The sequence below is a fragment of the Marinobacterium aestuarii genome (assembly GCF_001651805.1).
In the GTDB taxonomy this organism is placed as follows: Bacteria; Pseudomonadota; Gammaproteobacteria; order Pseudomonadales; family Balneatricaceae; genus Marinobacterium_A; species Marinobacterium_A aestuarii.
In genome coordinates this window covers 1,494,971-1,507,774 of record NZ_CP015839.1, presented here as the reverse complement: position 1 = coordinate 1,507,774, position 12,804 = coordinate 1,494,971, and the positions used below count along the sequence as shown (strand labels likewise).

The 12,804-nt window shown below is 55.0% G+C and carries 9 protein-coding genes, 1 pseudogene and 1 CRISPR repeat array (1 of these 11 running past the window's edge); of the genes and pseudogenes, 2 read left to right on the top strand and 8 right to left on the bottom strand.

All coding sequences use genetic code 11. The features are described from left to right. Positions 1-609: a CRISPR direct-repeat array (repeat unit 37 nt; unit sequence GTCTTAATCCCCTCCGGTTTCGGGGCAGGTCTCGGAC) (it extends 364 nt beyond the left edge of the window). A gap of 287 nt (positions 610-896) precedes the next feature. The 4 genes from A8C75_RS06710 to A8C75_RS23565 all read right to left on the bottom strand — a co-directional run bounded on the left by A8C75_RS06710 (position 897) and on the right by A8C75_RS23565 (position 8,332). Continuing rightward, positions 897-3,473, bottom strand: a complete 2,577-nt coding sequence (locus tag A8C75_RS06710; RefSeq protein ID WP_157890232.1) for a hypothetical protein — start codon at positions 3,471-3,473, stop codon at positions 897-899. Positions 3,474-3,616: 143 nt separating this feature from the next. Further along, a complete protein-coding gene (locus A8C75_RS06705; RefSeq protein WP_157890231.1) occupies positions 3,617-4,930 on the bottom strand; it encodes a PDDEXK family nuclease in 1,314 nt (437 codons plus the stop codon). Between the two features lie 92 nt (positions 4,931-5,022). Continuing rightward, complete coding sequence (csm6, locus tag A8C75_RS06700; protein WP_084783807.1) at positions 5,023-6,273, bottom strand: CRISPR-associated ring nuclease Csm6; 1,251 nt, start codon at positions 6,271-6,273, stop codon at positions 5,023-5,025. A gap of 1,258 nt (positions 6,274-7,531) precedes the next feature. Next, a complete protein-coding gene (locus A8C75_RS23565; protein WP_157890230.1) occupies positions 7,532-8,332 on the bottom strand; it encodes a hypothetical protein in 801 nt (266 codons plus the stop codon). A gap of 58 nt (positions 8,333-8,390) precedes the next feature. On the opposite strand from A8C75_RS23565, the gene A8C75_RS06690 reads away from it, so the two are divergent. Next, positions 8,391-8,675 carry a helix-turn-helix domain-containing protein gene (locus A8C75_RS06690; RefSeq protein WP_067286652.1) on the top strand — a complete coding sequence of 95 codons (285 nt, stop codon included), beginning with the start codon at positions 8,391-8,393 and terminating at the stop codon, positions 8,673-8,675. A 242-nt stretch (positions 8,676-8,917) separates the two neighbouring features. Further along, positions 8,918-9,100 (top strand): annotated as a pseudogene (locus tag A8C75_RS22945) (transposase); the annotation flags it as partial. 350 nt (positions 9,101-9,450) lie between these two features. Here A8C75_RS22945 and A8C75_RS06685 read toward each other — a convergent pair. The 4 genes from A8C75_RS06685 to A8C75_RS06670 all read right to left on the bottom strand — a co-directional run bounded on the left by A8C75_RS06685 (position 9,451) and on the right by A8C75_RS06670 (position 12,718). Next, on the bottom strand, positions 9,451-9,993 hold the full coding sequence (locus tag A8C75_RS06685; protein ID WP_067387047.1) for a gamma carbonic anhydrase family protein: 543 nt from the start codon (positions 9,991-9,993) through the stop codon (positions 9,451-9,453). A gap of 128 nt (positions 9,994-10,121) precedes the next feature. Next, the gene (kce, locus tag A8C75_RS06680; protein WP_067379769.1) at positions 10,122-11,054 is read right to left on the bottom strand and encodes a 3,5-dioxohexanoate:acetyl-CoA acetone transferase; all 933 of its coding nucleotides are present in this window, start codon (positions 11,052-11,054) and stop codon (positions 10,122-10,124) included. 18 nt (positions 11,055-11,072) lie between these two features. Next, positions 11,073-11,975 (bottom strand): 3-hydroxyacyl-CoA dehydrogenase NAD-binding domain-containing protein, encoded by a 903-nt coding sequence (locus A8C75_RS06675; protein ID WP_067379766.1) that lies wholly within the window; start codon positions 11,973-11,975, stop codon positions 11,073-11,075. Continuing rightward, a complete protein-coding gene (locus A8C75_RS06670) occupies positions 11,972-12,718 on the bottom strand; it encodes a GntR family transcriptional regulator (RefSeq protein ID WP_067379764.1) in 747 nt (248 codons plus the stop codon). Before A8C75_RS06670 ends, A8C75_RS06675 begins: the two co-directional genes overlap by 4 nt. Positions 12,719-12,804 lie beyond the last annotated feature (86 nt).

The window sequence follows — 12,804 nt, the reverse complement described above, 5'->3', positions numbered from 1 at the left end:
ATCTCACAGTACGTTACTAACGTCTTAATCCCCTCCGGTTTCGGGGCAGGTCTCGGACACCAAACGAACGTTTTGTAGTTCCATTCTTGCGTCTTAATCCCCTCCGGTTTCGGGGCAGGTCTCGGACATTAATGAATTTCCAATTAACTATGAAGCATTGGTCTTAATCCCCTCCGGTTTCGGGGCAGGTCTCGGACTTCAAATGCCTCCACAACCATTACAGAGGTAGGTCTTAATCCCCTCCGGTTTCGGGGCAGGTCTCGGACTGTATTTGGATTTATAGGCTACGAAGCCTTTTGTCTTAATCCCCTCCGGTTTCGGGGCAGGTCTCGGACTTTGATGGTGTACATGGGGTATATCTCCTAGGTCTTAATCCCCTCCGGTTTCGGGGCAGGTCTCGGACAAAAAAAGAGGGGCTACGGCCCCCCTTTTTTGTCTTAATCCCCTCCGGTTTCGGGGCAGGTCTCGGACCGTATGCAGGGCGATGACCGCCACCGCCTGGTCTTAATCCCCTCCGGTTTCGGGGCAGGTCTCGGACATTGAGCAAGCCCGGAAACAGATCGAAGATATTGGTCTTAATCCCCTCCGGTTTCGGGGCAGGTCTCGGACTCCGAGCTTAAAAAATATCTCATACTATCAATAGCTTGAACAGCTGTTTTTAGTGATCGATTTTTAGCCACAAAGTTGGTTAATTTTTAACCAGAAGTAACCCTTCATAGATCGACCTTTCATTGCTGTTTTTGCTCTACCTGCCTGCTGATGAAACCCGCTGTTTCTGCGCAGCCAGGGCCACCGACACAGATCGACCTGACACAGAACGCGGATAGCCGCGTTAGCCGCGTTAGCCTGTGAAAACAACAGGCTGCGACCGGCAAGGTGGGCACAGCCTGTTGGGCTCAATGAAAGTTAAATGGCAGGCACTGTTTCAGGGCTTTCAGCAGCTGGGGCCTGGAAGCCTCCCCTTGCAGTAGTTTTTCCAGCGCCTGATGCGGGGCGCCCGGAAGCGCCCGCTGCAATTCGGCCATTTTGCCGTTGAGCGGTTCACAGTAGGGAGCGGCTATATCCAGCCTGCTCCCGAGGGCCTGCAGCACGCAGCCAATCCACTTAAGCGTGCTGTGCGGGATCTCATCGCACAGGTGGATGGCCTGTTGCAGCAACTCGCTGGCCTGTGGCCGGTTACCGGCCTCTGCCAGCAGCCAGGCCCGGTACGCCAGAATCAGAGGCCAGGGGTGATCCTCGCCCTCCTGCCAGCGACCCTGTGCGTTCAGGTAAAGCTCGCGCTCTGCTGCCATCTCGGATGGATAACGCACGAGCGCTCGCAAATAGAGTTGCTGTGTGTAACGCATACTGGAATCACTGCTCGCAATATTGCTTGGGATGCGTTCGGGGCTGCATCCAAACACACTGGAAAGGTGCTGATCGAGCTGTTTTTTGAAAGACTCGAACGCCGTCGTCGGGTCATTCAGCCTGGCAAAAAGCACATAGGTTCGGGTTTGCCCGATTTCCCTGGCGGCCAGTTCCTGATCGGATAAGCGTGTGAACACCGCGATAGCCTGCTCGAAGGATTCGACAGCCTGCGCAAATTCTCCCCGAAATGCCAGCAACTGCCCCCGGGTAGAGTGCAGCTTGGCATGATTGAGCAGTCCGAGCGTCGCAATCGGCAGTTGCAGCCACTGTTGCACAAAATCATCCATGCTGCTGAAGTCGAATGCATTGGTCGCGGCAACCACGGCCCTGAGGATGATCTCGCAGGCCTGGGGAGCGTCTTCGTCGATAAGCTCATTCGCCAGTGTTACCGCTTCTGCCACCATTTGCGGGTTGCACAGGCCCCGGTGATTGTACACCGCCAGACAGGCGGCCTTGTGCTGGAGCTGCAGCAGACGGGGAATATTGGCGTCCTGGGGTTTGTAAGCCTCCAGCCAGGCAATGGTTCTCATCAAGCCGGCAAGGGAATAGGTCTTGTGCCGAAGCTGCACCTGCACCTCATTCAGATAGGCGCTCCATAACCTTGGTTGCTGTCGTACCTTTTCGCCCAGCTGAGCGATACAGCCGCTCAACAGCGTAAAGGCCTGTTCGCTATCGTCGCCCCCTTCCTGCAAAAGCTGATACCAGTCGGCAGGACGCAGCGCCAGGCCTCCCTCCAGGCTGAGCAGCATCCGTTCGTAGGCACGGTCATCGGCGGGATGCAGCAGGCAATGATCGAGCAGCGCAAAGTGTTGCAGCAGCTTTTTCTTGATCGGTTGCGCACTGCCCCAACAGTTGGCCACTGTATCCACGTAGCCATTGAAAGGGCTTGCGTTTTTGTCGATAAAGCGGATATCCAGCGCCAGGCGGGCGTAACGCTCAGGGATTAGTTGCTGAAGCTCGGCCAGGATAGTTTCGGTACGTATCTTCCAATCCACCTTGCTATCCCAACCGCCGCGCTGCTCGATAAGGAACTCAACCCGGGTTGGCGCAGAGGTTTTTAACGGCAGCAGGCGAAGTACCCAGCGCACCAGTTGATCAACCTGCTGCAGCCAGCTGAACCGGCTGGAGACTCGATCCTGGCTGGAAAAGCCGAAGATGCCCACGGGCTGGGACGTCAGCTCGCGTAGCACGGCCTCAATACGCGCATCACTCTCATTGGTTGCATGAAAGCTGGGCTCCAGGGCGGCCAGCTTGCAGTGTTCGGACAGGGCCAGTGCAACGACTTTACCCACATTTTTATCGCTCTCGTTGAGTGCATCGACCTCCTGGTCGAAGTGCTGGCCGGTTTCATCCACCAGTATGGTCCAGTGCTCAGCGGGGTTCAGGTTGGTGAGCGCGTTCGGATGCCCGTCTGCCCTTAGCCGTAGCGCAGGAGAGCGGATGCTGTAGTTTTTATTGTCCTGATGCTTCGCCTGCTGTGTAACGATATATTCCCTGCGCTTTTCGAGTTCCAGGCGCAAATGTTTGGCAACCGGGGCCTCAGCCTTCGCTACGGTTGCGTCGAACCATTGCTCGAATTCGACACTGTCGCCCAGCGCCCCCAGCTTTTTGTACAGCTCAGCTACCAGCGCATTGGCCGCATCACCCCTGCGTTTTGCCCGCCGCATTTTTTGATCCAGATTGGCGACTTTGTCGATAAGGGTTTCGGCCTCCAGCTCGAGCCTCTGCAACTCTTTTTGGAACTTGTCTTTACCCCAGGCGTGACGCAGAAAGGTTGTGTGAACGATGCCGCTGGCCCGTTTGTTGGCGTCATCCGCTGCATTCTGATCCCCCGCCGACCTGTTCGGCCGCGGCGCTTGCGCTGGCGGCGGATGACTGGCGTCGACTTGCCTGGACCAGGTCTGCGCACCCTGGTGATGAAACAGTTGCGCCTGCGGCCATAACTGACTGCCTTTGCGTATCAGTGCATTATTGCTGTTCATGCCCGCAATAATGCACGCGATATGCGCGCCCAGGCCCAAGGCTGCCAGTTGCTCCAGCTCATTGGCGGTAATATCGTCACCCAACTGCAACTCAGATCGCAAATTATATTGCTGGGGGCGTTGAGACGGGGCTCCGGGAAGTAAAAGCGTAATATCCATACTGAGCATTTCACCTGTGTATTAAATTCGTGTTTGAGATCATGGGGATGCAATGAGGCCGCAGCGTTTTATGTCAGTTTAAGAGCCTGTAAAAGGCTGTTTCTATCGCTACAGAGCGTAATTTCGCTTCCCTCGAAACGTGCTTCGAACAGATCCCAGTGTTTTTTCTGACTCAGTTTTTCACGGAACTGCGGGCCTATGAATAGCAGCTTGCGGGTTTTACCTAAGCGGTTGCCAAGGCTCGACAACTGATGCTCCACCGACCGGATTTCAGTCTCCGGTGGCAGGTCGGCTTTAATCTCCACCAGGTAGCTTATGCCCTCGTGATGTACGAAGAGATCGGTTTCACGCCCAGTCTCGGACACCCCCGTTATCTCATCACTCACCACGACACCGCGTGCCATGTGCTCGGGGGGGATTCCAGCCTCTTTCAGCCACAGGAAGGCAAGCTCTTCCAGCCAATCTCCACAGATCCATTTGCGCAGATCTTTACCCGATTTTCTGGCGCCATTGCCCGGCAGTATCAAGCGGCTAGCTTCCAGACGGAACTGCCGAGGCGCGAGCGCTGAAAATTGCTGTAACCAGGCGTGCATGGATGGCAGCAGTTTTTCGTCTTGCAGAAAGTCACAAAATAAAAGCTCAAGGTCAGCGCGCTTATACGCCGGATTATCACGCCCGGCCGACCAGATCCGCTCCAGCGCGTCAAACAGCTGCAGCAAGCCTGGCTCCCGTTGCTCCAGCCCTTCCCAAAGAGCGGCGGCCAGCGGGCCCGTGAGGTGCTCAGAATCTCGCAAACCACCGCCAACCCGCACATCGCCGGCATAGAGCCGAGCGACCTGTAACGGGGATGCGGTCACGGGTAGCAGCGGCGCCCTATCTGATTGCCACTGATTGTTGTGTAGCTGCAGCACCTGAATTTTGTTCTGACCAATCCCCTTGTAGTGCAGCTGCTGGCAATCCAGCGAGGTCAGTAATGCCATACTGAGGGCCTTGGTGCCGCCGGTGAAGTTCAGGATCGAGGCGTTATCTGTGGGCGTGTGTTTACTCAAGTATGGCTTGAGCGTGGACGCCACCCAGTGCAGCACAGCAGCGATATCTTCGCCGTTAAGCGCGGCTTCGGTGTCAGGTCTATGGATCTGTACGCCTGGAAGCTCCGTCTTTAGCACCGCCGCCAGCCGTTTTGCGCCCTGCTGGGCTTTTGGGAAATCGCTAACGATCAATATCAGGTGACTGGGGCGCATGGCAAGACAGGCTTCCAGTTCGGGAAGATTGAACTCCGAAGCAATACATAGATAGGTAATGGGTGTCAGATCATGTATGGCCAAACCGGCTTCCTTGTTTCGAGTTAAAGGGGAACTGCCTCGTATCATTAGGTGCAACATCACCCTCAACACAGGCGGAACTGGGCGACACAAAAACCGCGATACGAGCGATGCTCACCCCAGGCGCTTCCAGAATCGCCGGGCAGCGAGCATCAATCGACAAGGATGCGAATCTGCTTGTGCGGGTTGGGCAAGGGTATGCCATATCCGCACCCCTTGTTTTTGATCTTGCCGGTAACGAGTAGCGCCTCGCCATTCTCATCGAACATCTGCGCCGGCATCAGGCACTGCACCAGATTCGTTGGCAGGTGCTTGGTGAGCTCCTGTTGAATGCTGTTCAAATAGGTACTGAACTGGGTATCGGTCACACCGCCTTTGTTCCGAACGGCCTGCAGGCTGCGCTCCAGATTCGAATGCTGCTCCCAGAGGCTGTCGTTTTGCAGCAGCTCGTCAATCAGTTCTTCTACGCTACTGCCTAAGCACTGAATACCACGCAGCTCGGCAAGCGTCATCGCCATTTGAATTGCGAGCACGGAGTCAGGCTCCGAACGGCCAGGCCTGGCATAACCACCTCGATCGCTGGCCTGCAGCGTCTCTGCTGCAAGCAGCAAATACAGCACCCAATGCCACAGGTTCGAGATGTGAATATCTTTCGCCACCTCTGAATGACTGGAATAGACCCGCAGCCTGTACTCGCGAGGGTAGATATCCAGCCTGAGCGCCTGCGGCTCGTCCCCGAGGTTGATCAGGTTAACCAGCTCGCGGAAGTTAACCTGTTCGCTGAATTCCTTCAGCAGCTCAGGCACCAGGCGCCGCTGTCGGATGAAGGGGATGTCAGCCAGGGTCACTTCGGCATCCCGGGCATCCAGAGTGGTTCCGTCACGCAGCCGTATGGGGTGACTTTCGCGAGTCGGATAGAAAAAGTCAGGGTGGTTCTCATAGCCTTCGCTGACCAGCACATGGGACAGACTGTCGATGCGCCTGCCGAACAGGCTCATGGCATAGCCCAGGTAAAAGGTCATGGTCTTGCGGCCGCCCGCAATCGAGGCATGAATCCCGGTATTCTCATCCCTGGTATAGTCGCGTACCGTCGTGACGATGAAGTTGGCCAGCGCCTCGTGGTCTTCAACGCTACGGGCATCAACGACCGGCTCTCCATCTTTCCCCGGGACCACAAGAATATCGTCCCTGCTGAACGGTATGCGGGGGTTATCCAGCACAGCGCAGAGCCGATCAAGGTGACCGTCCAAGACCAGCCCCTGCCACAACCGCTCCGCACCTTTGGACGTAGTGATGATCTTAAGTGCCTGAGGCCACGCGCTTCCCTTGCGATTGATACTAAACAGCGTTTCGGTGATGATCGCAGGCGACATACCGCTGACAGCCAATAACATCGTTCTCATTCGCACAACTCCTTGTGATGATGGTTTGACCCATTATCCCCTACAAACCACTGCCACTTCCGTCACACAAGCTTGGCTAGCGCTCAGCGTGTTATACCCTACCCCGCTTGGCAACGACAGCCGGATCATAGCTCGCTGTATCCCGATTACGTCTCGATTAATCAAAGCAAAAACAACGGACGCAGCCACCTATAAACCCCTTATATTAATCGCCATCCGCCTCCGCAAAGTTCTGGATATCCTCAGGAATTGAGGCAGCAAGTCTGACCAGCAACTATCTGAGGGCACGTTAATTCGCAGGCCAATTCGACCGTTTCAGAAACCAACTGGATGAGGCCTGAGCAGCAGTACTGTGGCGTACGATGTGTGCTCTACCCTATGAAGGCAATACTTTAGACACGACTAGTACCGGCACGGTATTGATGCAATGATTCCCGGCACTGATTTAGGTGATAGGCCGCAGCTAAGGTGTTTTATAACAAGACAAAATGGTGCGATCTCAACCGAGTTCAGCCACATGCAGGGGTACATAGTGTTTGATAGAGATACTCGATCACTGAGCCCCAACGCGAACAAGTAAAATACGCTGACTTGCGTTGAACTCAATATAGGGGATCCAAGGGGTTTACCCCTGGCCGCGGAGTCTTACGGAAAAGCGCAGCTTTGAAGTAAGACATAGTCGGTCACTCGGTCTTGATTTTATCAAGCTAAAAAAAAAAACGAAAAACCATCTCTTATAACCAAGAAAACTCTTTTATTTTATCTTGTTGTCATCAAGTCTTATCTAAGAGATATCGAGAAGTAATATACCCTATTCCGGACAGATATTTTTAGCAAAGCATGCGGAATTTCAACTCAACAATGATTATGGATCTAGACTCGAGCCATGAGATAAAACGGTGATTTTAACTGTGGTGTCTGTTAGCAGTCAGATAGCCGGCAACACTGAGGTTGCCGCCAAGTTTGATAGACCTAACATGGTAAATTTCCTGTACGCAGGTAACGCTGCCACATTGCGTTCGCCGGGTAGTGCGGATTGCCAATGCAGTCGAGGATCAGTAACGGCGGTTCCTCTGTCACAACCATTACACGAACGGCAACAGTACCGTTCGATAGGTATTTTAGATCGTGATTCAGTGAGCGAAAAAACAGGCGGTGCTTAAATAATACGCGCATAACTTGCATCGATTATCCTCCAGCAGGTCTACGAGCTTAGCAAAGTAGAGACGATAAGCTAACCGACACCAATGAATTTAAATTATAACTCCATAGAACCTAAAGTCGGCATTATACGCGCCAGTCTAAACTCAGAAAGTTCGCGATCATTAAAGACATAAAGCCACCGACTCATGAGTACTTTTACAAAAATGGAGAGCTTGGAAAATGGCAACTCTGAACGGGATGGACGACCTACCGGAGCTGCAAAATAAATCCCCGAAATATCGGTACTGAGCCCCTCGCGCAGTTGAGTGAAGCTAAGTTCATCTTTAACCATCCAGTCATAAAATATGCCGTAGATTTCTCCAATAGAATAGCGTAGAAGAAAGTGAAGCGCTCGATAGTTTATCGTATTTTTAAGTAAATATGGCCGATCTGTAAAGTCTGGAAACTCCCATTGTGTTAGGTCGGAAGAGTTCAATGCAGACTGAGCACCCTGAACCGCCACACGAAGAATATCATGCATAATCACATCAACGAAATATAATGACAAAAGTGGGTTTGTCCTAAAAACATCCAATCCATTTTCGCCGACAAGAAATTTATCAATTTCGCCCCTTGATAGACAGGAGGAACTTTTATAATAAATAACTCGATCACGCGCTTTGTGCTTGCAGCTACATGAGCAGTCCGCGAGTAATCGTCCTGCAAGATCATTTTCCTCACACAGGTCCAATACCTTCTCCAGCCCTTCTTCAGTCGGCAGTAAGGCGTCGGTAAACGCAATCGGACAAGCAGGAGGATTGTACACAGTCCAGTGATCTGCACATGCCCTCAACGTATCGCAAATGAACACCACTTTTAGACTGTCAGTGCGTTTGTTCGTCTGAAGATGATGCATATGTTCCTCGCTCGTCCCTGATTTGGGGAAAATGTATCACGTCTCTAAAATAGGGACAATGATCAAGACGATTAACAATACTCGCTACGATGACCTGATTCGCTGGCTACGCTGCGCCCGTGAAGAGGCAGGCTTAACCACGCGAGAGCTGGCAGCGCGCCTGGATGAGCCCTTTCAGTTTGTTAGCAAAGTAGAGCTCGGGCAGCGCAAACTTAATGTCTACGAGTATGTGCAGTACTGTGAAGCGCTAGGCCTAAACCCAGGGGATGGACTGGTGCTTCTCAAGAAGAAATCACCGACAGCCTGGTCTGGCAAGCCTACAACGACTGCGCCGGATCTGTAACCGCGCCTCCTACCCCGTTGCCAGGCTGCGTATGTGCCATCAACCGCAGTTGAACCACATAGTTATCCAGCACATCCGCGAGCACCTGATCGCTCGAACTGGTGCGCTTTCATGAACTGCTGCAATTGCTCTAATCGCGCCCTGACAGCATCACCTTCGCTCCGAAAAGCCTGAGCATCGATCCGCACCTCGCCGTCAAGCTAGAAAGCCGCCACCTGCTGCGGATGACGCACAAACTTTGAACCAACGCGGGACGCGCTGCCTATGCGTTGCGCAAGCAAACGCTCGACCCGGTGTTCGGCATTATTAAAATGGTGCTCGGCTTTCGCCAGTTCTCGCTGCGCGGACTGACAGGAGTGACCGGGAATGGCCGTTGGTTGGTCTGGCGTGGGATTTAAAGCATGGCCGTATTGCGACTGCAGTAGGGAAATACGAAGGGATTAGCTCGTAAATACGTAGAAATCCTCAAACATTGCCTATTTTTGGTTGTGTCGAGCCTGCCAGACTCTCTAGTCCGACAGGCTAGGAAAGAGCGGATTTTTGGCATTCGATGGCAAATATGACAGTAGATTGCAGATAAAGTGATAGGGATAGAGCTGTGGGATTCGTATCAATAGGCACTACTTCCTTTTTTGGCTTTCTCCCCCCGATGGAATAGCTCGATAACAACGCGTCTTAGCCAACAGTTGTCAGCAACCCGGTGAAAACGCTCGTGCCAGTGCTGGTGACGCCCGGTGCCGATTGTGACTGCGGTTCGGCGGGAAACGCTGGTTTATCACGGCGCTCCGCGACCAATGACAATGCCCGAGGTAGTAGTTCGGCAGGCAAGCTCCGCCCGATAGCGCTTCCATCGCTCGCAATAGGCTGCGGCCCCCCGGCGGATGTCAGCTTCGCCTTCCGGCCCAATCTCGCGCTTCGGCTTCGCGGGACTGCCCACGACCAGCGTGTTATCGGGAATTACCATCCCTTCGGTGACGAGGGCACCGGCACCTATCAGGCAATTGCGGCCGATCCTTGCACCGTTAAGCACCATTGCGCCCATGCCGATAAGACTGTTGTCGCCAATCGTACAACCGTGCAGCATTGCCCTGTGGCCGATGGTACACCCCTTACCAATCCGCAACGGATAGCCGGGATCGACATGCAGAACCGCATTGTCCTGCACGTTGCTCCCTTCACCGATCTCGATGGTGTCGTCGTCAGCGCGCATGACTACCCCAAACCATATACTGGCGTCGCGGGCGAGACGCACATCTCCGACCAAGATGGCGCCAGGCGCGATCCAAGCCTCCCCGTCGTCAGGTCCCTGAACGCTCATATTGTTTAGGTCAAATAGCCAGCCGGTCATTATGCCAACTCCTCTTGTTATGTGATGTTGGGTGTACCGCCCGCGAAATGCTGGCGGCGCAGAGGCCGTGGCGACGCAAGACTGCCACGGCAGCGATATCAGAAAGAAACTTTGTCAGCACCCTTCAGTTCAAGCATCTCGCGCGCCTCATCGGGGGAGGCAATTTCCAATCCAAGCCCCTCGATGATCTGCCGTGCAGCCTGTACTTGTTCGGCGCTGCTGGTCGCCAGACGACCGGCCGACGCCCAGAGCGAATCTTCCAGACCCACCCGCACGTGGCCGCCCATAGCAGCCGACATCGCGGCGATCGGCAGCTGGTTACGGCCCGCACCCAGAACCGACCAGCGGTAACTGTCGCCAAACAGACGGTCAGCGGTGCGTTTCATGTGCATCACGTCATCGGGATGCGCACCAATACCGCCCATCAGACCAAATACCGTTTGGATTAACAGCGGCCCCTTGACCAATCCTGCATCCATGAAGTACTTGAGGTTATACAGATGGCCTGTGTCATAGCATTCAAATTCGAACTTCGTGCCATTGGCGCCCAGCGTAGTGAGAATGTGTTCGATATCCTCGAACGTGTTGTGGAACAAGATACCCTTGTCACCGATATAGTTCCGCTCCCACTCGTGCTTCAGCTTCCCTTCAAAGCGTTTGAGCATCGGAAAGAGGCCAAAATTCATAGAGCCCATGTTCAAGGACGCAAGCTCAGGCTTCCATTTGGCGGCGGGACGGATCCGATCCTGGATGCTCATGGTGGGGGCGCCGCCGGTAGTAATGTTGACCACGCAATCCGAGCGCTGCTTGATAACTTCAAGAAAGGGCTTAAAGGCTTCGGCAGTCTGATCGGGGCGACCGTCCTCGGGGTTACGGGCGTGCAGATGAACAATCGCCGCCCCTGCCTCGGCCGCGCCTATCGCGGCTTCGGCGATCTCGCTGGCGGTGACTGGTAGATATTCCGACATGGATGGTGTGTGGATTGCACCGGTGACGGCACAGGTGATAATAACTTTACGCTTGGTGGTCATAATTAAGTTCTCCTAGTGTTAGTCGTTGTCGCGTAGAAATCGGCCCAACTCGGCCAACCGCGTATCCCGCCGGCGGCTGAGTTCCTGCACCTGTGCGGGCGCGGGCAGATCCGCTGCAATGATGTCGGCGGCAGTTTCGGTGAAAGCCTCCCCCCGTGCGGCGCTGTCGCTCAGCCGCGCCATGGTGGGGCCGTAGCGGTCAAGATAATCTTTCACCCCCCCCGGCGCGTTCAGATTGATCGTCGCCATCGGTCCCAGCAGCGCCCAGCGCCGCCCCAGGCCGTGGCAGATCGTGTCGTCCAGCCCCTGTGGGGTCACGATGCCCTGCTCAATCAGCCGGAGCGATTCGGCAAGCAACACTGCTTGCAACCGGTTCAGCACGAAGCCGTCGATCTCGCAGGCTAGGCGAACAGGTACTTGCGCCACGGCGCGCATAAACGCCTCGGCGCGGTCCATGACCTCAGGCGCGGTATCAGGGCCGGGGCATAGTTCCACCACCGGAATGACATGGGGCGGGTTCACAGGATGCGCCACAAGGATACGTGCCCGCCCCGGCAGACCTGTGGCAAAGCGCGAGGCGACAAGCGCCGAACTGGATGAGGCGAGGATCGTTTCCATCGAAGCGATGCGATCGAGTTCGGCATATATCTCGCGCTTGATTTCCAGCTTTTCTGGGCCGTTTTCCTGAACCCATTCCACCTTGTCGACGGCAGCGGCCATATCTGCACAAACCGTCACCTGCGCAAGGGCAGCTGGGTCGTCGCCACTCAGGTGGCAGGCTTCAGCCAGTTCGTCGAGTGCGCGCGCTCGCACCTTGGGGTCCGGATCCCACAGCCGCACCTCGCAGCCTGCCCGCGCAAAAACCAATGCCCAGGCTCGGCCGATCAGGCCACCGCCGATAACTGCAACGCGTCGTGTCATTTGGAGTTCCTCCCGCCGCGGCGGCTGTGTTGTTCCGTCTGAGCCTCCCAGATACGCAGAGTCTTCTGCAGATCGCTGGCAGCCTCAGTGATGTCGCGGATGATGGCCTGTTGCAGGGCTTCGGGATCGCCATCCCGCAGCGCCTGCAAGGCAGCGCAATGACTGGCCATCGATTGGTCGAAATGCATCGGCGCCGCGACAGCGATGCGGATAAGCGGCCCCACCCGCAGCCACAAGCCCTTGATCTGGTTCATCAGGATCGGCCTATCTGCTGCGCGATAGATGAGCGAATGGAAGCGCCAGTTGTTTTCCAGGTACATGTCGACATCGCCGGTTTCAGTAGCGCTTTGCATCAGATTGAAGGCGTTGCTGATGACGCGCATCTGGGACGGTCCGATCCGGTTTATTGCCTGTGCTGCGGCGAAGCCTTCAAGATTGACGCGGATATCACGGATATCAATCAATTCCGCATCCGTCAGGATGGGGACGCGCAGAACACGGTTGCCGCCGAACGTCTCGAGCCCGCCATCACCCTCAAGTCGCCGCAAGGCCTCACGCACGGGGGTGACGCTGGTTTCCAGAACCGCCGCCACTTTGCGCAAGCTGATTTCTTCGCCCGGGCGGAAATAACCGCTGATCAGGGCATGACGTAGTGTCGCGTAGACCAGCGATTGCGCGGTCGCACCTTCCTGTAGCGCCAGCGGGCCCAGCCGGGCCCAACTGTCGCGCTGGACGTCGTTCATAGGAGGTTGAATAGGCTCACCCAAAGTGTGATCTCACTTAAATGTTGTTTACAGAAAGATTGCAGCATAAAGCAAACAATAGTCAA